Here is an 18,414-nt window from a genome sequence, read left to right on the forward strand (position 1 = left end):
AGTTATTTCTCCGCCCAGGCGTAACCGCGCGCCTGCATCGATTTATATTCCTGTTTGAGTTTCGTGATGGTGTCCGGGTACTCCGGTTTACCGTCCGCATCCACCAGCACCGATTGCTGGCTGCATTTGCAGTTGATGGAGTTGCCATCTTTGCTGTACCAGTCACGCACTTCTTCATTGGTGTAGAGGTGGGCATGGCGCACCGCATGGGTGTGTCGGGTTGTCGGTGACAGTGCCGAGATGTGAACCAGCAGCGTTTTCAGGCCGAAGAGGTCATTCGCCTCCTGGTCTTCATCCCACTTAGCCCGGCGCAGCGCGGTAGTCACTTCAGTGCGTGCTATCCGGTTCGCCCGGCGCTTCTCGATGCCGGTCTGGTTTGTCAGGTTGCGGCCAATGTCCAGCGGATTGAGCCCGCGCCCCACACCATCAGTAAGCACACGCGCCATGTCGCGCTTAACGTCAGCTGTCAGCCCCTTCATTTCCTCAAATACACGCGCATGCACCAGTGCCATTCGTTGCTGGTACGGGTCGCTTCCGAGGATTGACGCCAGCGACTCACGCCCGACTGCGTACACCGGTGATTGCTGGCTGAGGTTGTAGAACGACTGCCCGGTCCCTTTCTCCGAAGCCAGATCGATGTACTCGTAAAACCACAGGTCGTAATCGCCACCTTCAAGCAGGACCTGATTTACCAGGTAGCTGGCATCGTTCAGGATGATGGAGAGTAACGTTGGGTTTAACTGGTATTCGTATCGGGCGTTTACTGCGAGGGAGGAAGGTATTTTGTCGAGTGCTGATTTGTACGCCCTGCCAATCTTATTCATCCGCCTGGCGAAGTCTTTCATCGCCCGGCGCTCCAGCGCATCGACTCCGGTCGGATCCTGATAGTTACGTGGCAGAATTGGTGGCTTCGTCTTCTTCGTCGCCATCCTCTTCTCCTAATGGGAATTCATCGACGTTTTCATAACCAGCAGCTGTGCGAATTTCTTCACGACTGAAGGCCGGATTCTCTCCACTACCCTGGAACGTCTGGTTAATCTCTGCCATGGTTTTGGCATTGGCGAGTTTCTCAGTGCCAGTCTGCTCGTTAAGGTCATCCCAGATAACCGTCTTCTCGCTGACAGCATCAATGATTCTCAGATCTATGAGCTTGTCACTGAAGTCTTCAATTTCGAATGATAGGTCGCCTCGCCGTGACTGGCAGCGAGCATTGAAATATCTCTGGTCCTCGGTGCTTGCCCTTTCACCAGTCTGCATCCCCACCAAAATTTTCACGGGCTCATCAACAGACGCCGCGAAAGTTTGAAGGTTTACGTTGTAGGTTGGATCAGGGTCTGAAACGGCAGAAACCATCGACGTAACCTGCGCCCCCTGAGTAATCAGAAGAACATCATTGCCGATGTTTAACTCTCTGGCAGCATCGTTATATCGCTCCTGAAGCTCATCAACAGATACGCCGTACAAAGAAGCAAGGTTGTTGAAATCAACGTCTTTGTCGAAATTAATGCTCTGCTTATTAGCGGCGTTCTTCAGGAATGCCTCACCTGAACCACCCTCAACCTTCTCAAGGCTGACGCAGGCGTTATAGCCCGGCTCAAGGAAGCCAATGGCATCGTTAGAATAGTCACCAAGGATGAAGACGCGATCGGGATGAACGAACCGCTGATTTGTACCACCGTTTGGCAGACTCTCAACGTATTTCCATTGCTTTGGCTGCCCGTAGTCTGCCGAATTCTCGTCAGTTACCCACTGGCTTACAGTCAGAGAACCAGCCCATGCGATCGTTAACTTTTTGAGTGACTTCCCTCGAACAACTGGCTGGTCCCACTTTCTGGAGTCATTGATGTGCAGCAGGATTCCGCCATAACGTCCAACCAAGCGGCGGCGATCTGCTTCAGCAAAAGCGCGCCAGAGTCGCTTAGTAAAAACCTTTTTGGTTTTCTTCTCCCAGTCAGTTTCATCCCTGCTCTCGTCGGCATCGTCACCCTCGATAATCTCTGGGTTGGTCTGCCAACACTTGCCAACCAACTTCTCAACTGCGCCGTGAGCGATACCACCGCGGCGGTACAGGGCGTAAAGGTTTTCGTAGGTTACCTGCTCAGGGAAGCCATACTCACACCATGCGGAATGGCGCTTATTATCCAGGCCCATTGTTGGTGCCATCAGCCCCATACGGGCGCGGGCCATCCGCGCATCGTTCAACGCATGGTTGACGGCGAGAGTTAATTTGTCAGTCATGGTTTGTCCGTGGAAGGGGATTAGTTGAAAGGCCCACCGAGGGGCCTTAAAGTGGCATTACATGTTGGAGAATTTTCTCAGATCATTTGCATATTTTTTTGCAGAGATGATGGCTGATTTTACAGCTTCACTAACTGCATTTTCATACACCTTTTCATCACAGGATAATGGTAGTTGGAATGGGTGTAACCCTTCAGCCACTAATCCATCTTCGTAAGTGATAACGGTTTTAGCCAACAGATTAGCGTTAGTAGACGAACAGAATACGGTAATAATTTCGGTACTAGTTTGCATGTATTTACGAGACAAAGTTAAATTCCTGTCCAATTTTAAAGAAGGCACATTATAACTTCATTTTCGTTGCAAACGCTTTGGGATCATCATCCCGGCCATCTGTCCCTTCCGCTTGATATGACCGTCAAGACTGTAACGAATACCGTCCCAGCAGTGCTCAAAGCCGTCAGCCAGTTTCGGCAATACCTCGCCGGTGATGCGGTCCGTCCTGTACGACCACATGCGAGCCTCTCGCGCTACGTTCTTGCAGCGCGGGTGGATAATGATTTCGTCGAACCCACGAAGATGGGCGATCCCGTCCTCAACGCTACCCTGCCATTTCTCGGCAGCAGATATGTTGAAGCCCTGCCGCTTTAGATAACTGATTGTCTCTGGTCGTGCTGAGTCGGCCTTGATGGGCCAGTCACGCGCCCCCGGAATCGTGTCGTACAGCTCTGGCATGTGGTCGAGCTCTGTTTGCTGCCCGTATGCCTCGTATTCGATGTAAAGCCGGTTGTGCAGGATGAACGAGCGAACCAGCGTGTTAGGGTCTTTGGCGAAACCGAAGTCAGCACCAAAGAACAGGCGCTCTGCCTCTTTCCAAAGGTTTTCCGAGAACTCAGCGATCCGGTATTTTCCGGACAGCACCTGCTTATCTGAGTTTTCGAGGTAAGCACCTTCCCAAACCCATGCGTATGTAGCCGGGTCAAGACGGCGCTGATCGTTCTGTCGCTCACCTTCAAGCACGTCCGGGAACCACGGGTTATCCGTGTAATTCATCTCAACGGTGATACAGTCGTCTCCAGCCTCTTTGCGGAAACGCTTATCCGTGGCGCTACCATCGCGCTCCGGGTTCCACGTCACCCAAATCTCTGATCCTTCTTCACGAACGGTCGGGCTCAGCTTCTGCCAGGCTATTTCGCTGACTGATTCAGCCTCGTCCACCCAGCACAGCAGAATGCGCGCCTTCGATTTGATGCTGTCGAGGTTATGCCGCAGACCGCAGAACACGTAGTTAACGCTCTTGTCGATGGTGCGGATGTACTTCTCGCCGATGTCAAAGTTGGAAGCCAGCCAGGGGACAGACAGGATCGCCTGTTTCACCTCCTGCATGCTCGACTCTTCCAGCGAGTTCATGAACTCACGCGCGCAGAGGACTACACCGCTCTCACCGTTCATCATCGACTGATACGCCTTTACGGCAGTCATCAGAGCAAAGGTGCGCGTCTTGGCGCTGCCGCGCCCACCGTGAGAGCACCGATAACGCTTATTCACCGCAGTGAACAGTGGCGCAAGCTTCGCGGGGATCGGCAGTTGAACGGCGTTACTCATGCTTTCGGCTCAACGGGGAGTAACTGGATGATAGTCGGCTTCGGCGTCATTGTTCCGTCAGATGATTTGTGGTCGATTTCCTGACTAACTTTGTCGCCGTATTTCTTAGGGTTCATTCGGGCCAAGGCCCACTTGCGAGTGTCGATACGAAGGCGTGCTTTCGCTACTGCTGCTGCTTCTTCTTTGACGCCGTCAGCGATATCGAACATTTCATCGAAAATTGCATCAGCTCGGGTCTCAGTGGCTTTCGCGTATTGGTCGCGAAACTCTGCATGCTGCGCCAGCCAGCGGAACACTGTAGCCTTGTTAGGCATGCCGGGGCGCTCACAAACTTTGCGCAGACTTTCCCCATCGGCAAGCAGTGAACAGATGTCAGCAGCCACCTCTGGTAGATAATCAGAAGGGCGGCCAGTTTTTGCTTTGGTCGCCATATAATTCCTTAAAGGTTATGCGCGCACTCCCGATAATATGGTTTTAACAGGAGGAAAAGATGACACTCGAAGAATTCGCTAAGATGCTTATCAAGTCTGGTAAGTTTGAACTGAAAGTTGATGTTATATCAGCACATACCGGTGACCCAGTAAAAGACAAAGACTTGCCTTTGAATGTAATTTTCAAAGATAAAAATGGGCTTACAATTCATAGTGTAATGGTAGAGCAGTAATAGTGACGTCAGGGGATGCCGACTAAGCGCCCTCTGACGTTTCATTTTCCTCCACCGGAACAAAGTGGAACTGCTCCACACTATCAGGCCGGAAGTAACGCCACTCGCCAGTGTCTGTCGCCAGCGCCACGAATCCGTTTACGATTTCAGGCTGGCTGCGTTTCATCAGGCCGGTGAAAGTTTCTTTCGATGTGGTGGTGATTGTGATTTGGTAGATGTCGGACATTGAGAGCCTCTTTGCCTTGTCGCAGCGGTTGCCCTGCTTCTCAGAAGTGCTTAGCCACTTACGGCTTACCCGTCAGCAAGATGTGATCACCATCCTTGCGGGGTTACACAGATCATTATCGAAGCCCCTCAGTGAAGAGCTTCTGTAATGCCGCGATCAGCCAATAAGTAATTCCGGCTGCGTTACCTGCATGATGTGCTCATGCTCGAGCTCCAGAACGCGCTTCTCTTTCTTCCGCTCGTTCATCAACCGGCTACCGATCGTGCCTTTCAGCTTTGAGCGAGTTTCTTTGATGGCGTAGAGATGTTGCATTTCTTCACCCATGGCAAGGCGACGGCTAAGTTGCTCAGACATCCAGTTGAACGCTGAAATGTAGCTTTCTTTGATAGCTGCAGCAGCTTTCCCGGTGAACCCCATCACAACCATGATCCAGCCATCTTTCGTCAGGTTGTACATCGGGCGTACCTTACCCTGCTCATCGATATAATCAGCCGACGCAAAATTGCGTTGGCTAAACTCATTCGAGCAATCGGCTTTAACCTGCTCGATTTTCCTGAGCACATCGCCGTGACGCTTGCCGAAATACGTGGCAACTTTTCTGGATGTGGTAACGACCTCTCCGTTTTTTGCTTGCACCATTTCGCGGAAGTCGAAGGCCGGAATAACTGACGGATTATTCATAGCGTTTTCCTTACATGTGAGATGAACCTTTGCCGAATTGAAACGCCAGCCCACCGAAAGCTCGCCAGCACTAAACTGACGTCTCCAAAGGCTCATTTCACAGGTTAGGGTTCGGTGTGTTTTATTTGCATCGAACATACGATAACCAATCAGGATCTGGCAGTTATCGCAGGCACATGCTCTACCGATTCGGTCGGCAGTTCTTAGTGCGGGTTGTCACCGCAAAATAAAAAGCCTCACGGATGCGAGTCTTGAGTAAAACATTAAATTTCAATTAGATATAGCCAGCCTATTAATAGCTATGAGTACGTTTGAATAGGCATAAATAGACTTGACCACTCGGAAATATTTCTACTTTAGGCACTGATCTTTGATGTAGTCCTGCATGCCGCGAATCATCTTGTCAGCGGTTGCGATTCCGTCCCGGTGATCGAAATAATTCCGTCGAGCGTCTGGAGTAAGTTCGGGGGCTCCTGCATCATCCACGCCGGTGGCGGAGGTGGCTTTTGACACTCCATGGCAGGTTGCGGCGATGCGCAGCCGCTTACGGCCAGCAATGACATCGCTATGCAGACGCTCAATGGTTTCTTTCGCATCAGCCAGTTCTCCGGTGTATTTGGCATCCAGCGCAGCGACATCACGCTGGCGCACCTGCATATCTTTGATGGTGGCGGTCGCCAGGCTGAGCTGTTCATGGACTTTGTCGCGCTGGTCTTTGTAGGTGATGGCGTTGTCGCGGTAGTGGTTCACGAAGAACGCCAGCACGCCGATGAAAGCCACCACCAGCAACTGCAGCCAGTAACGTTTTACCAGCGCGCCAATCACGACAAGAACAGAGCGCGCTCCGCCTCACGCCGACGGGTCAGCCCATTCAGGACTTTTCCACCAGCTTTATTCCAGCGCAGGAACTCATCAGCAGCGCCAGCGTAATCCCCGGCGTTGAGTTTTCGCAGAAGGGTCGATGTCGACAAAGACCGGGCGCCGAGGTTATACGTGAAGGACACCAGAGCATCGAATTGCCCTTGAGTCAGACCGACTTTAACCAGGCGGGACACGTCACTTTCGTAGCTGACCAGTCCGGTTTTCAGCAGTCGCTCCGCAGTTTCCTGCTTAATCGTCATCCCTGCGCGGATAGGTTTACCGTCGACTGCCTGAGTCCAGCCATAGCCAATCGTCCACACTCCGACGCTGTCCTGGTACGCGGTGAGCTTGCAGCCTTCGAACTGCTTGATCAGGGCAATGCCTTTGTCACTGGTTTGCATTCTTCATCCCCGTCAGGCGTTCCCAGAAGTACGTCAGTGCCACGGATCCCATCGCTCCGCTAATTCCAGACGTAACCAGAATCATGTAAAGGCTCAGGCCGCTTTCAACGCTGATCAGGCCACCAATGAGGCCGGTAAATCCGGACACTGCAATTTGTGCCAGCGCGTTGATCCAGCTCCAGGTGGCTTTGTTCTGCTTAACGTCAATAAGGTATCGGACCAGGCCGCCCCAGCATGACAGAGCAAGGACAATAAGCCATGACACTCCGGCAATGCTTTCTTTATCTTGCATACGTTTAGCCATATCACCTCCGAAAAAACGGGGTGCTGTTTGTGTAGTGGGGAAAGGCCGTCAGACACGATAGCTACGTGGCATCTGGAATTGATTGTCTGCGGCCTGAATAAAAAACCCGGCGACAGGCCGGGAATATGAGGGTGTGGCAATGTCGGCTCTTCGGCCTAAGGGTCCCAGGTAGTGGGTTTGGTTCGCCTGGCTGGAATCGAATCAGCGTTAATCCAACTATGCGCTGGGAGCTTTACCACTTAGCTACAGGCAATAAAAAAGGCCGCCTGAGCGACCTGTCTAATCTGAATCTTTTTTCACAACCCAAGCCAGCGCAGAAAACCCTTAAAGCCTTCCGCTTGTCTTTTGTAATGTGAAACACATTCATCAATAACGTCGTGAGCTGTGACCGAGCGAAGTAGCTTATTACCCACTTCTTTGTGCACTTTATCGATGACATTGAAGATGCGGACACTAAAAGCATCATCTACCTTTTTCACTTCGTAACGATAGGTGATGTTGTTAGTGCCACCAACATAAAGTTGAAAGTCCTGCATGATATCTACCCGTTGATTTTGCCTTGCGATAATTCTACATAGCCGAAATTTAATTCATAGGCGATATCTCAACTGCAATGGCAGATTAGCACGAAAAAATAAAGCCCCGCACGATGGCGAGGCTCTTAATTCTTTGTCGACCTGCGAAGCTATGGCGACGATATCAGATTTATAAGAAATGTATGCTATTTAATTGACTTTTGCAACACCCTGCTGCGAAAAAGTAGCCTTTTGTTGTGATCGTGTTCTCACAGTGCAGAGAAGAGAATTGCCATCAAGTCGCTTAAAGATGGCGCACATGGCACGCCAGTAATCGGCGTAGTTATGGCACGAGTTATCAGGCTTAACGCCGGACAGAGCCGCCAGGTCCTGGTGCTGATACACATCCCTGCCCGCCAGTTCCGCTTTGACGTCCTGTGCCGCCAGCCAGATAAGCTTCTTCAGGCGCTCCATCGTCTTTCCGGCTACCTTCTTCGCGCCGAGCTGCTCCCGGAACTCAGCCCATGCCCACTGGGTGATCGCTACCTGATACTCGAATCGGATGTTCTCGCTGTAGTTCCACAGCAGCCAAGCTTTCTGATGGTCTTCCAGCGACAGGACGGCGCGGCGCCACGATGCAGTCACGAACTCAACCGGCCCAACCAGCGCGATGGATGAGCCTTTCCCGCGCGACTGGCTTCCGCTCATCGGTGGACCGTCCGGGTTGACCATGCGCTGCTTATCCTTGTCGAATACCTTCTTCCGTCCCCGGCTGCGCGCCGTAGCGGTGAATTGCGCATTCTCGGCGAAAGCTACCAACTGACCTTTGGTGGCACCACTCAGATCGGCAGTTGCCACAATGAGCTGCTGACGTACGTATTCCAGTTGCTGACTGTTCATTGTGCGGCTCCTGCAGGATGATAGATGCGAACGAAGTTACGGAGAATGCGGTAATCGACCAGCACGGAACCCGGGCGGCGGTAAATCCGGAGGCGCTGCCAGCGCGCTCGGAGTATCTCGATCGTTTCTGGCTTCATGCTGCCTCCTGCTGTTTCAGTGCTTTGAGCTTGGCGCGGTACTCATCGCGGATCCGAATGAAGTCTTCACGGCGGTAGTTGGTCATTTCGTGGGGGCCGTTGAGCCAGTCGACGTAATCCTGACCGTAGCGAGCAACCAAGCCAGCTTCGTATTGCTGGGCGACCGTCGCCTCTTTAGCGGTGTACTTGCCAGCTCCGGCATTGCAGGATTTACACTGCTTATGGGCGTTGCGTTCTTCAAAGCGAAGTTCAGGGTTTGCACCTACAGATTTGAAATGGCCACAGTCCCACTGGCCGCCGTGCAGATCGGGCGGGTTGGTCTCTCCGCAGCTGATGCATGGCAAATCAGCATCACGCGCGCGGATGAAGGCGTTAAATGCCTGCTGAGCCTGCGCCTTGTAGTAACCGGCGGGCCGCAGTTCTGCCAGTCGCTCCTTGCGACGTTTGCGCCCGGCTTTTTCGGCTTCCTTCTGCTCCTTGATACGCTTAGCCGCGGCTTTCACCTTCTCCTTTTCTCGCTCTTGCATAGCGAGGATTGCGCCGTGCTCCGGGCAGCACCAGCGGATCCGGATGTCGTGGAATTTCGGCACGAAGTATTCACCGCATACTTTGCACTTACGGCGGGATGGTTTACGCATGACTCCTCCGTGCCGCGAGACGCAGCCATTTCTGATCCACCAGGCGAGCGGTGTAGTCTTTCAGTGTTGGGATGTCGGACGGCTTAACCACGGCTTTACGCTGGCGGCGCGCCGGTACGCGGAAGATTTCGTTTGTGATGACGCGAGCGAGAGGATTACCCACGGGACGCCCTCCACTCTTGCGCCCAGGCGATGCGTTTGCTGGATGCTTCGGAGAACTTCACGCCGCGGTCTGTACCGAACCAGTAAATCGCCTCGATGACGTCGACCATATATCGCTTGCTGGATTTGGATGTGCGGACGCCGAAATAAACGCGACCGCCGTTAATTCCCGGCGCGGATTTCTGTTCCTGGTCTTGTGTCTGGTTTACCAGAACGGTGATGAGGTCCTTCCATTCCTCGCGGGTCAGCTTTTCGCCGTGCCAGACTACCTGGTCAGACAGGTCCTTCAGCAGTGGCCACATAAGACGGTTTTGCTTATCGGTGCGCGTCTCTTCCCGGGCCTCGACCACCATCGGCGCGCGAGGGTTAACTGGCAGGGTGCGAATGTACGCGATGAGGTTGTCTTTTACGGTGTCGTTGACGATGCAGTAGTGCTGCTTCATGCGGCCTCCTTAACGGAAACCGCAGAATGCAAGAAATCGCAGGTGCATTTCTGCATCTGTGACAAGGTGAGGAGTTCAGATTGTGGTCGCATTTAAGTCCCCTTAAATGCGCAGAAGTCACCGGAGTTGTTCAGGCTCCGATGACATGATTATGGCGGGTTGATTCCAGAAAATCAATTCAGTGGTGATGGCCTGAACTCGTTAATTGCCAACTCTAACGGTTCTGACTCCATCTTTTCTTGATGAGCTACTAAATACTTATCACCATGGTATTCATAAAGGGATAGAGAGTACTTCTCACCATCAATTTCTATAGCGCTTATCTCTGGAGGAACGCGCCCGGAATAAGACCGATAATCTACAAAACTGCCAAAGGGCCCTCGGAAAACTAAAAGATCAAAATCCATACTTATCCTTATTTTTTGTTAGCTTCTGTCATCTCAACATAGCGCGGATCGGAAGCTTTAGGCAATGCAACGCTCTGCTCGCGATAGTGCCGCACTCGGTCCATGAAATACTCGCGTAGATGCTCTGGTTGCTCACGCGCTACTTGCTCAGCGATAACCGGCATGTTCAGGCGTTCTTTGTACGCCACGCCAGATGCCGCCAGGTCAACATTAACCTTGTCTCGATCTTCTTGGCTTTTGGCTGCAATATTGTATTCGCTCATAGATAGTCACCGAGATAGTCTCCAAAAGCATTTATAAAGGACGAAACAACTATAAGTATCACCCCCCAAAAAATGTTGATTGAAACCTTTCTGCCCTCTTCAGTGGTTACTCTCGTCTTTCCTTCCTCATCAAGACAAGCAAAACCAAATGCCTCACTTTGAGATAGGTAAATCCCATCTGCAAAAAGAGGAGAGAGCGTTAGTAATGTACCAACCATTATTCCAATTGCCCCAAATCTTGGGAGGATGCTCCACTGAGAATAATGTTCGGAAAGGTATAAACCTAATGCCATGATTACTAGCCAAACTCCAATCATAAAAATGCGATTAGCTAGCCATTTTATGTATGGGTCAAAAGGATGTAAGTCATGTTTGCTTCTACGTTTGTTGCTCATAATCCCTCCGCATTGTGGAGGGATTATATCACTTGGTTTACTTTGGCGGCGCATCCTTCATTACGCGCTCCATGCGGCCGCCACATGCCAGGCGAACTTTCCGCGCGACACGCTCTATCTACATTGCTGGCTTGCCGACTAAATTGAAGAAAATCAGGTTAGGCGGCATTACGGTGATTACGAAACGGTTGAAGGTCACTGCTTCACCTCCTGCTGCGGTGCTGCTGGATACGCACTACCTTCCTGGCCTGGCTCGTTGCTTTTGGTACATGCATGCTTGTGGTCATTGGCGTGCGGGCAGCGCTTGTTGCCGCATTCAGGACAGACGACGAAGCGCATATCATCAATAGTCACAGGGCGGCAGGTTTGGCACCAGCATTTGGTTGACGTTTCCGCGTTTTCCCGAAAATGTTTGGTTGACGAATTTGAGATTTCCCGAAAATCAGGTTCGGCACCCTGAAGCATGGCGGCGAGGCGGGCAGTTCGAACCCATAACCACGGTGATAGGGAGTGCGCATCTTCAAAAGCATCCGATGCAGAAGAGATGTGCCTAATCCATTCTCTGGCGTTACCGAGATTACTTTCTCGATAATCTACAAGCATGCATTCAACCAGGCGCAGAAATTCCTTCAACTCATCAGGCACAGATAACGGCGCTGGCGGGGCGGTGTAGAGCGGAATGTAGCTTACTCCCAACAACTCTGTTAAATCTGCTCCCATGCGATCGCTCTCCATCTGAATGATTGGCGCCCATGCGCCTTCGTGGGTATTTTTCAGCGCGCTTTCACGCAACCATGCCACAGGCTCAGATTCGAACGATGCCAGCGCGATACGCGCCAGTTCGTGAACTTCCCACTGTTCAGCATTGGCCTGACAGTCGCTGCCCTCTGAATTGAACTCAAGGAGGTTTTCAATGCGTTCTCTGGTAATAATGCTCATGATGCCTCTCCTTTACCGGCTGCGGCGTTTTCCAGCTCATTGATGCGCTTGCGCAGGGCCGCTATCTCCATCTCAGCAGCGTCGGCGTAGTGGACATTGGAATGCTCTTTCAGATGCCCGCACGCCATCATGAAGCCACGATGGTGCTCGCGGTTAGCTCTGCCAATCTCTTCTTCGATACGTCGGTCTTTGGCTTCCAGCTCATCCAGCAGCGCCAGATAGTCAGAGTGTTTGACGTAGCCACCGTCAGCCCACTCCATCATGTCTACGCCATAGTTAGCGAAGCGCTGTACCTGGCGAGCCTGTTTGTCGATGTTGCTCATTGGGCGGCCTCCTGTGCACCAAGTTTTTCCCATATTTCAAGGCTGTTATCCGGCATCAGTGCTTCACGCACGCATGGCTTGTAGTAGTGATGGAAAGCGAACGTCAGTCCGAGCTTAGTTGCACTCTGGTTCTTCGAGCTCAGCAAGCCAAGCCCCATGCAGATAGTTGTTGCAGTCCGGCCAGAGTGATACCCGGCAGCACGCTTGAGAACGGTCTCAGCCAGAATAGTGCGGAAGTCTTCACGCCCGAAGTTGGTTCCTTCGAATGCTGCATTGACCACTTCATCGGTCAGATGTGAATCGTCAACAATGCTCATGACTGCACTCCTTTGCGAGGCTGGTCTGCAAATAACTTGAGGTACAGTGCTGCTGAGCGATAATGATCTGCTGCAATTGGCGCTTCTTTATCGTTTCGCTCAGCAATTTGGTTTAACTCTTCGATTGCACCGTCGACGACACTTGCCCGCAATTCAGCCAGGAAGGTAGCAGTGACTGGTGTTTCACTGTTGTGCAGGGCGTCGTTGATAATCATCGCAACAACTCCGGCCTGACCAGCATCCGTCACAGATACATGCTCCATGATTACGGCCATTGAGTGTTTCAAATCTGCATTCTCCGCAGCCATCTGCGCCAGCTTCATCTCCAGATTATCGATTGTGATATCAGTCTGGCGTCCGTAGCGCTCTGACTCGATTAGGCGCCGCTCAAGTGCTGCGTAATCTTCGTAATCGACCATATCGCCTTGAGCGCTCTCGACCACATCGCAGTGGCACGCATGCTCATCACAGGCCACACACTCATAACGTTTTACGCTCATACCCCTACCCTCCCCCAAACCATCAATACCCGCTTCATCGCCGGACTGTTCCGGCACTCCTGAAATATTCCGTTAGTGCAGCTGCGCGCGGTGCCATCCTGCTCTTCCGGCGTAGCGAGCCGATAAGTCACCGTTCGCCAGACCTTGCTCACGCGCACAATCTTCCGGGACCGCTCCAGATCGATAGCGTTCTTCGTGATGCAGTTGATGGTCATGCCGCACTCTTCGGACACATCCTTCGCTGTGAAGGTCCGGTGCGTTTCGAGATAACGCAGAATTGCCTGCTTGCCTTTCATCTCACACCATCCCGTTCGACTTGTTGCGGTTGTACTTCGCCTGAAGCAACTGGATCGGCGTAGGACCATGCTCGGCAGCCGGAGCTGCAATTGCCCGACGTACCGGAGGCACTGGTTTACCCTCGTTGACGCGCTTCTCCCACATGTCCAGCAGATCAACCGCCTCGCGTGCCAGCTCACCATGCGTTAACTGGCGCTCTGTGCTGCGGTGACGCAGTTCGACGCAGATGTGGTACATGACCGGCTGCGACCAAGGAAATTGCTCACTGGAGGTGAATTCGAACGAACGGTTACGCCAGTCCCAGTATTCGGCGATCACCTGGTCAATGGTGACGCCCAGCGCCCCGCCGCTCTGCTTGCACCAGGCGACGAACTGACCCGGGGAAGGCAGGAATGGGCGCTCCTGGCGGCGGGCAATGCGCATACCGGCATCGACCTGAGCCATTGAGTGGATCCCGTTCTCCTGAAACGCTAGCAGCCACTGACGGCGGAATTCGTTCAGGTCGTCCTGAGTGCGGAAGTTCGCCATGCTTGCCGGGAACGCGGCACGCAGTTCGTTGAACAGCTTGTTGAATACCTGAGCCACCTGCTCGACCGGCGCGCGCTCCTGGTACTGCTCTGGCAGGTTATGGGCCATACGGCTCATCTGCTCGCGGTCGTGGTTACGCATCTGCTCTGCAAGAGATTTCATCGCATCACCTCATAGGCCCAGTCAGTATTGTTGAAGTCCAGATCCGGCTTGCCAGGCTCTTCGCCTGTCTGTTGCTTGTTGCGTTTAATATCGAGTTGGGTCCACTTGTCACGCAGCGTTGCAGGACACAGCACATTTCCCTTCCAGAACTTGTCGTTACAGGCCCACTTGAACAAGGCAGCGATTTCGTAATGGGTGCGATCGTCACGCTCGCGCATCAGTCGGATGTCGTTAGCCCAGCCTGCGAAGTTTGGTTTTTTGGCAGATGGTGAAATGCTTTGCACCATAGTGAACAGCCATTCAGCGCAGCGTAGGTCTTCAGAGTTACCCCACTTCGTGCCGCTCTGGATTGCCGCTTCAGGTTTCAGGACAGGCGGTTTCTTTCCGGGCTTGTCAGAGGATTCGTCAGAATTCTCGGACGATAAGTTATTTATATTCTTGTTATTACCTTCTTGTTCATGATGTGCGGGGAATTGTGCGGCCTTATGTGCGGCATACCCCTCTGAACCAGCGCCGTTACTGGCTTCATCATGTGCGTCTGTATGTGCGGCTTTAAGTGCGGGTAAATCGTCCATTTTTTGAGCATATTCGACGTAATTTGTGATGGTGATCACCCTGCCTTTTCGCTTCTCTCCCTCGATGGAAATCATCCCTTCGCGGACGAAAACTGACAGCATTCTCTCCACTGCGTCGCGGCTTGTCGGGTTGCCCTGACGGTCACACAACTGAAGGCCAAGATCTGCAGCAGTGACGACCAGTTGACCGGGTTGCAGAGGCCATTGCTTGCCCTTGAAGAATGCCGTGTATGGCTGTCTGGCTGCGTCAATGAGCAGGTTCTCCCACAGCGCGCGCAGGAATACATCCTTAGCCCAGGACTTCTTCTTGATGCTCCGGTACAACGGGACGTAACCAGACTTCTGGTTCTCCATCCTGTTGCTCCTTGCGGCTGAGTGCGCCGCGAAATTTGCGTAAGCGACGTTAGACACAGTTAAACCTCCTGCGCCTGGCGTTTTGGATTAGCATTTGTCATAATGACCTCGCACTTGTTATCTGCATTTGCACCTGAAAGTCGGTTCTGTTCGCGCAGACCGGCTTTCGCCATTTCTGTAGTTCTCACATAACCCCCAGCATCGACGTGACCATCGTCATCAGCGGCCCTACCTGCTCCGGCATGAGGCGGAACAGTGAAGCTATACCCTCGCTTACCTCTTTCAACTTCTGATGCTCTGGCGCGTCCAGCAGCACGGCCTGTTTAGCTTCGGCACACTCTTTCATCGCAGAAGCGATCAGCGACATCGTGTCGTTCTGCGGCGCCAGGCGGTTGCGGTACTCCAGTGGCAACACGGACATGATTGCCGGTGTCAGCTGGCGCACGTTCTCGCGGTACTGCTCGGAGTCGAAGCGGTTATCCAGGAAGCGAAACAGCTTCTGGCGCGCCCGGCTGATGTCTTCCGGGAAGCTGATGGCGGTCCCGCCCTGCTCCCGGTATTCGTTGATGATCAGCGCCGACACGACGTCCTGATTGTCCAGCGCCGACGACCATGCCCGGACCGCATCGCGGATCTTTTCGTGGTCTGGCGCCGCCTTAGGTTGAGCGAGGTTTATCATCGCTCCCGGGTGTATTCCGGTATTGTGTTGATACGCAAGTGAATGCATTTGCTATTCCTGATGTTCCTGCTTCTTACTGTGAGGAAATTCGCGATACTCGACCGCCTGAACCTCGCCAGTAGGAAGCTTGTTGATGAAAATCTGACGGCCGACCCTGATCGCTTTGCTAATTGCCGTTTGGTGGACGCCAATGGCATCAGCTGCTTTTACCTGACCAACCTCGTCGACATATTCAGCGAGTGAAATTTTCATTTTTTTTACGTGACCCCTTACCGTTGATACAAAAACAATACCATAAGTATTAAAACATGCAATACCGGCGGTATTTTTAAATTAATAGCTCAGGTATTACTATCTGATAATGGAAAAGAAAAAAGAAATCACACCGAATCAGGCTGAGGACGCAAAGCGCCTTAAAGCCATCTATGAGGCGAAGAAAAAAGTACTCGGAGTTACCCAACAGTCTATTGCTGACGAGTTGGACATAACTCAGGGTGCGGTAGGCCATTACCTAAACGGCAGGAATCCACTCAACGTTCCAGTAGCATCTGTTTTTGCTCGCCTTCTTAAAGTTAGCGTTGAGGAATTCAGCCCGACTTTGGCTAAAGAGCTTTCCGAAATGGGGCTAGCCAGCTTTAATGAGCCATCAGTTCCGTATGTAGTTGGATATACACAAGGCAAACGCTATCCGGTGATTAGTAGCGTACAGGCGGGTTCATGGTGTGAGGCTTTAGAGCCATACTCGATTAAGGATGTTGATCAGTGGCTGGAATCAGATGCTCACATTCAGGGAGATGCTTTCTGGTTGCGTGTTGAAGGGGATTCAATGACTGCGCCCGCTGGTTTAAGCATACCAGAAGGCACGTTTGTGCTTTTCGATACCGGACGAGAACCAATTAATGGCAGCCTCGTTATCGCTAAACTATCTGATTCAAACGAAGCTACATTTAAGAAATTGATCATTGATGGAGGCCAAAAATACCTCAAGGGCCTTAACCCGCAGTGGCCCCTCGTTCCCATCAATGGTAATTGCAGAATTATCGGTGTTGCGATTGAGACGAAGCTAAAGCTCGTTTGATAAGTTTGTAAACAGGGGCGTTTTCGCGCCTCTATTTGCACTGACCGGCGACCCTGCCCACCATTGCCTTCGTTGAATCTATCCCTCCAAAACCAGATAGCGTTTTGCTCATCAATACCACACCATCAGGCTGTACAACCCAAGTCTCCATGGCGTGCTTTCCAGGTTCAGTGGTAAGCCCTACGACAACATTTTTACTCATAGCTCGATAAACCATGCCTCCACCATCAAGACCGTCATACAGTACTGTCGCATTATCGCCATCAATAACGATTGTGAATGTTCCAGAAAACGCGTCGTCAATCCGCGAATACCCTTCTCTCTCACTGTAGCTTGACCCTTTAAGATCTTTCACAGTCCAGCACGATGCGTTTGCAACCATCGGTAAAACTAACGCCGCAGCTATAAGTAACCTCATTTTCCCTCTCCTATAAAGTTCAAAACCCCATCAATACTAGCCGCTCTGCTCGCTTACAAAAATATTTCTTTCTTATTTTCATAAACATAATACCGCGCAATCAATTATTAATACCGCCAGTATTGATTTATATTAATACCGCTAGTATTGTTTAGGCATCGAGACAATCTAGCGTCTCGGTCAGTCGAACGGCGCGACAGTAAACCATGCGTCGGACGCCCGGCGGGCTCAGGGAGAGCGGCAATGGTGCGTAACACGATTCACCAGAGGTCATTTGCGAGTGGCCTGCGGTGAATAAACAAAGGGGTGAGAGTATGGAAAACCGGACAATGAATTGAGAAATGTAGTTCAGGAACTAGCAGATGAAGAAGGCATCAGTTTAGCCGATGCCACAGATATTTCGATAAAGACGCTTCAATACGAAATTCAGAGCAGAAAGTCGTTTAATGAGTGGCCTGCCATATATGGAGGCGCATCAAGCCTTCTGTAGAGCCCACGCCCATTGAACAGCTTCTGTAACAAGAACCTGTGGATCAAAGTTATAAGTCTTTGCAATGCGCAGGACTTCATCTCGAACCTGGTAGACGTCAATGCTTTTGGTTGTAACGTATTCGGCGTCAGGCAGCTTGAAAACCACGCCATCGTCGCTGGTTACTTCTCGTGTGTATCCTGATGCCTGCATGCTTTCATGAAGCTTTTCATAAGTGTCCCATTCAGCTCCGCGCAAAACCACACGAACAGTATAGATTGCCATAAACATTTCCTTATTTTGACTGTGGAAACAGCAGTCTACGACATTCCTTCGACTGTGGAAAGTGAAGGAAATCACGCGCCGGGCGTGACTAAACACCCCGGCACTCATTCAAGTTGAGGCTGCCTGAAGGCGGCCTTTTTATTACCTCATACCTCAGTCGCTTCACAGAGGCGGCTTAGTTATGACAACCGGCGGCCATCCACCGCCCATTGAAACACTGAATAAATGCGTTGAAGTCTTGTATAAACCGTTCCGTTCGCCGCGATAAGGCCAAGAGGAAATAATGGTAAACCAGCAGCAGATCAGAGAGGCCCAACGGCTCGCGTCGTTCGCGGTACTCCATCGCAATGCTCCGGCGTGGGAAGAAGCAAAGCGCCTTTACGCCGTCGCCATCGGGAGGACTCTTCACTGATGGGAACCTTATTCGCATTAGTCCTGACCGTGGCAATGACCAACGGTGATTATCAGGATGTCATTCTCGGCGTTTACGACAGCCAGCAAGAATGCAGCCAGGCGGCTACAGAGCAGAAAGTGTCAGCTGAGTGCTGGCCGGTAGAAAGCATTCTCCGCAACGGCGAGTTCCCGGCGAAATCCATCGCGCAGCAGTAACCACCCTATTCAACTGATCGGCCTGGCATTACGCGGGCGGC

Annotated in this window: 33 protein-coding genes and 1 tRNA gene; 3 read left to right on the forward strand and 31 right to left on the reverse strand. The window is 51.9% G+C overall.

Annotation, left to right across the window (positions count from 1 at the left end; translation table 11 throughout):
* Positions 1–2 precede the first annotated feature (2 nt).
* Genes ACMGG3_RS09980 through ACMGG3_RS10000 form a run of 5 tightly spaced genes read right to left on the reverse strand, consistent with a single transcriptional unit; the run spans position 3 to position 4,274 of the window.
* A complete protein-coding gene (locus ACMGG3_RS09980) occupies positions 3–929 on the reverse strand; it encodes a phage minor head protein (RefSeq protein WP_414149837.1) in 927 nt (308 codons plus the stop codon).
* The gene (locus ACMGG3_RS09985; RefSeq protein WP_414149838.1) at positions 889–2,238 is read right to left on the reverse strand and encodes an anti-CBASS protein Acb1 family protein; all 1,350 of its coding nucleotides are present in this window, start codon (positions 2,236–2,238) and stop codon (positions 889–891) included. Before ACMGG3_RS09985 ends, ACMGG3_RS09980 begins: the two co-directional genes overlap by 41 nt.
* 57 nt (positions 2,239–2,295) lie before the next feature.
* On the reverse strand, positions 2,296–2,547 hold the full coding sequence (locus ACMGG3_RS09990; RefSeq protein ID WP_333052481.1) for a hypothetical protein: 252 nt from the start codon (positions 2,545–2,547) through the stop codon (positions 2,296–2,298).
* Positions 2,548–2,589: 42 nt separating this feature from the next.
* On the reverse strand, positions 2,590–3,843 hold the full coding sequence (locus tag ACMGG3_RS09995; RefSeq protein WP_414149839.1) for a PBSX family phage terminase large subunit: 1,254 nt from the start codon (positions 3,841–3,843) through the stop codon (positions 2,590–2,592).
* Complete coding sequence (locus ACMGG3_RS10000; protein WP_414149840.1) at positions 3,840–4,274, reverse strand: ubiquitin carboxyl-hydrolase; 435 nt, start codon at positions 4,272–4,274, stop codon at positions 3,840–3,842. Before ACMGG3_RS10000 ends, ACMGG3_RS09995 begins: the two co-directional genes overlap by 4 nt.
* Before the next feature lie 59 nt (positions 4,275–4,333).
* Between ACMGG3_RS10000 and ACMGG3_RS10005 the strand changes: the two genes are divergently transcribed.
* Positions 4,334–4,507: a hypothetical protein gene (locus tag ACMGG3_RS10005; protein WP_414149841.1), complete on the forward strand. Its 174-nt coding sequence runs from the start codon at positions 4,334–4,336 to the stop codon at positions 4,505–4,507.
* Between the two features lie 22 nt (positions 4,508–4,529).
* Here ACMGG3_RS10005 and ACMGG3_RS10010 read toward each other — a convergent pair whose 3' ends face one another.
* The 24 genes from ACMGG3_RS10010 to ACMGG3_RS10125 all read right to left on the reverse strand — a co-directional run bounded on the left by ACMGG3_RS10010 (position 4,530) and on the right by ACMGG3_RS10125 (position 15,766).
* Entirely contained in the window at positions 4,530–4,733 is a 204-nt protein-coding gene (locus tag ACMGG3_RS10010; RefSeq protein WP_414149842.1) for a hypothetical protein, read from the reverse strand.
* Positions 4,734–4,889: 156 nt separating this feature from the next.
* Entirely contained in the window at positions 4,890–5,414 is a 525-nt protein-coding gene (locus tag ACMGG3_RS10015) for a Rha family transcriptional regulator (protein ID WP_044856877.1), read from the reverse strand.
* Positions 5,415–5,765: 351 nt separating this feature from the next.
* Entirely contained in the window at positions 5,766–6,239 is a 474-nt protein-coding gene (locus tag ACMGG3_RS10020; RefSeq protein ID WP_044856878.1) for a lysis protein, read from the reverse strand.
* Positions 6,236–6,676, reverse strand: a complete 441-nt coding sequence (locus ACMGG3_RS10025) for a lysozyme (protein WP_414149843.1) — start codon at positions 6,674–6,676, stop codon at positions 6,236–6,238. The genes ACMGG3_RS10020 and ACMGG3_RS10025 overlap by 4 nt, the downstream gene beginning before the upstream one ends.
* Entirely contained in the window at positions 6,663–6,968 is a 306-nt protein-coding gene (locus ACMGG3_RS10030) for a phage holin family protein (protein ID WP_122008274.1), read from the reverse strand. Before ACMGG3_RS10030 ends, ACMGG3_RS10025 begins: the two co-directional genes overlap by 14 nt.
* A 190-nt stretch (positions 6,969–7,158) precedes the next feature.
* A tRNA-Ile gene (locus ACMGG3_RS10035) sits at positions 7,159–7,233 on the reverse strand.
* 43 nt (positions 7,234–7,276) lie between these two features.
* The gene (locus ACMGG3_RS10040) at positions 7,277–7,516 is read right to left on the reverse strand and encodes a hypothetical protein (protein WP_333178981.1); all 240 of its coding nucleotides are present in this window, start codon (positions 7,514–7,516) and stop codon (positions 7,277–7,279) included.
* Positions 7,517–7,705: 189 nt separating this feature from the next.
* Positions 7,706–8,395 carry a bacteriophage antitermination protein Q gene (locus ACMGG3_RS10045; protein ID WP_414149844.1) on the reverse strand — a complete coding sequence of 230 codons (690 nt, stop codon included), beginning with the start codon at positions 8,393–8,395 and terminating at the stop codon, positions 7,706–7,708.
* Positions 8,392–8,532 carry a YlcG family protein gene (locus tag ACMGG3_RS10050; protein WP_017693180.1) on the reverse strand — a complete coding sequence of 47 codons (141 nt, stop codon included), beginning with the start codon at positions 8,530–8,532 and terminating at the stop codon, positions 8,392–8,394. Before ACMGG3_RS10050 ends, ACMGG3_RS10045 begins: the two co-directional genes overlap by 4 nt.
* Positions 8,529–9,170, reverse strand: coding sequence for a recombination protein NinG (locus ACMGG3_RS10055; protein WP_414149845.1), 642 nt, complete (start codon positions 9,168–9,170; stop codon positions 8,529–8,531). The genes ACMGG3_RS10050 and ACMGG3_RS10055 overlap by 4 nt, the downstream gene beginning before the upstream one ends.
* Positions 9,163–9,333: a NinE family protein gene (locus ACMGG3_RS10060; RefSeq protein ID WP_414149846.1), complete on the reverse strand. Its 171-nt coding sequence runs from the start codon at positions 9,331–9,333 to the stop codon at positions 9,163–9,165. Before ACMGG3_RS10060 ends, ACMGG3_RS10055 begins: the two co-directional genes overlap by 8 nt.
* Entirely contained in the window at positions 9,326–9,775 is a 450-nt protein-coding gene (locus ACMGG3_RS10065) for a recombination protein NinB (RefSeq protein WP_017383065.1), read from the reverse strand. The genes ACMGG3_RS10060 and ACMGG3_RS10065 overlap by 8 nt, the downstream gene beginning before the upstream one ends.
* 173 nt (positions 9,776–9,948) lie before the next feature.
* Positions 9,949–10,182: a hypothetical protein gene (locus ACMGG3_RS10070; protein WP_414149847.1), complete on the reverse strand. Its 234-nt coding sequence runs from the start codon at positions 10,180–10,182 to the stop codon at positions 9,949–9,951.
* Between the two features lie 8 nt (positions 10,183–10,190).
* Entirely contained in the window at positions 10,191–10,445 is a 255-nt protein-coding gene (locus tag ACMGG3_RS10075; protein WP_414149848.1) for a DNA polymerase III subunit theta, read from the reverse strand.
* A complete protein-coding gene (locus ACMGG3_RS10080; RefSeq protein ID WP_414149849.1) occupies positions 10,442–10,840 on the reverse strand; it encodes a hypothetical protein in 399 nt (132 codons plus the stop codon). The genes ACMGG3_RS10075 and ACMGG3_RS10080 overlap by 4 nt, the downstream gene beginning before the upstream one ends.
* Before the next feature lie 195 nt (positions 10,841–11,035).
* The gene (locus ACMGG3_RS10085) at positions 11,036–11,779 is read right to left on the reverse strand and encodes a hypothetical protein (protein WP_414149850.1); all 744 of its coding nucleotides are present in this window, start codon (positions 11,777–11,779) and stop codon (positions 11,036–11,038) included.
* Positions 11,776–12,102: a hypothetical protein gene (locus ACMGG3_RS10090; protein ID WP_414149927.1), complete on the reverse strand. Its 327-nt coding sequence runs from the start codon at positions 12,100–12,102 to the stop codon at positions 11,776–11,778. Before ACMGG3_RS10090 ends, ACMGG3_RS10085 begins: the two co-directional genes overlap by 4 nt.
* Positions 12,099–12,419 carry a hypothetical protein gene (locus ACMGG3_RS10095; protein WP_333062046.1) on the reverse strand — a complete coding sequence of 107 codons (321 nt, stop codon included), beginning with the start codon at positions 12,417–12,419 and terminating at the stop codon, positions 12,099–12,101. The genes ACMGG3_RS10090 and ACMGG3_RS10095 overlap by 4 nt, the downstream gene beginning before the upstream one ends.
* The gene (locus ACMGG3_RS10100) at positions 12,416–12,919 is read right to left on the reverse strand and encodes a hypothetical protein (RefSeq protein WP_414149851.1); all 504 of its coding nucleotides are present in this window, start codon (positions 12,917–12,919) and stop codon (positions 12,416–12,418) included. Before ACMGG3_RS10100 ends, ACMGG3_RS10095 begins: the two co-directional genes overlap by 4 nt.
* A complete protein-coding gene (locus tag ACMGG3_RS10105; RefSeq protein WP_333062050.1) occupies positions 12,916–13,215 on the reverse strand; it encodes a protein ren in 300 nt (99 codons plus the stop codon). Before ACMGG3_RS10105 ends, ACMGG3_RS10100 begins: the two co-directional genes overlap by 4 nt.
* 1 nt (position 13,216) lies before the next feature.
* Entirely contained in the window at positions 13,217–13,906 is a 690-nt protein-coding gene (locus tag ACMGG3_RS10110) for a replication protein P (RefSeq protein ID WP_333062052.1), read from the reverse strand.
* Positions 13,903–14,835 carry a replication protein gene (locus tag ACMGG3_RS10115; RefSeq protein WP_414149852.1) on the reverse strand — a complete coding sequence of 311 codons (933 nt, stop codon included), beginning with the start codon at positions 14,833–14,835 and terminating at the stop codon, positions 13,903–13,905. Before ACMGG3_RS10115 ends, ACMGG3_RS10110 begins: the two co-directional genes overlap by 4 nt.
* A 184-nt stretch (positions 14,836–15,019) precedes the next feature.
* The gene (locus tag ACMGG3_RS10120) at positions 15,020–15,562 is read right to left on the reverse strand and encodes a toxin YdaT domain-containing protein (RefSeq protein WP_414149853.1); all 543 of its coding nucleotides are present in this window, start codon (positions 15,560–15,562) and stop codon (positions 15,020–15,022) included.
* A 3-nt stretch (positions 15,563–15,565) separates the two neighbouring features.
* Positions 15,566–15,766 (reverse strand): Cro/CI family transcriptional regulator, encoded by a 201-nt coding sequence (locus ACMGG3_RS10125; RefSeq protein ID WP_014170208.1) that lies wholly within the window; start codon positions 15,764–15,766, stop codon positions 15,566–15,568.
* A 109-nt stretch (positions 15,767–15,875) separates the two neighbouring features.
* Between ACMGG3_RS10125 and ACMGG3_RS10130 the strand changes: the two genes are divergently transcribed.
* The gene (locus ACMGG3_RS10130; RefSeq protein WP_047647802.1) at positions 15,876–16,592 is read left to right on the forward strand and encodes a LexA family protein; all 717 of its coding nucleotides are present in this window, start codon (positions 15,876–15,878) and stop codon (positions 16,590–16,592) included.
* Between the two features lie 31 nt (positions 16,593–16,623).
* Here the strand turns inward: ACMGG3_RS10130 and ACMGG3_RS10135 are convergent, their stop codons facing one another.
* Together ACMGG3_RS10135 and ACMGG3_RS10140 are read right to left on the reverse strand one after the other, a co-directional pair.
* Positions 16,624–17,010, reverse strand: a complete 387-nt coding sequence (locus tag ACMGG3_RS10135) for a hypothetical protein (protein ID WP_041162643.1) — start codon at positions 17,008–17,010, stop codon at positions 16,624–16,626.
* Between the two features lie 475 nt (positions 17,011–17,485).
* Complete coding sequence (locus tag ACMGG3_RS10140) at positions 17,486–17,764, reverse strand: hypothetical protein (RefSeq protein WP_047647803.1); 279 nt, start codon at positions 17,762–17,764, stop codon at positions 17,486–17,488.
* A 411-nt stretch (positions 17,765–18,175) separates the two neighbouring features.
* Here ACMGG3_RS10140 and ACMGG3_RS10145 point away from each other — a divergent pair, with 411 nt between their 5' ends.
* Complete coding sequence (locus ACMGG3_RS10145) at positions 18,176–18,373, forward strand: DUF1482 family protein (RefSeq protein WP_414149854.1); 198 nt, start codon at positions 18,176–18,178, stop codon at positions 18,371–18,373.
* Positions 18,374–18,414: the final 41 nt, after the last annotated feature.

Origin of the sequence: Enterobacter sp. BNK-18, from assembly GCF_047456135.1 — a bacterium.
Taxonomy (GTDB): Bacteria; Pseudomonadota; Gammaproteobacteria; order Enterobacterales; family Enterobacteriaceae; genus Enterobacter; species Enterobacter ludwigii.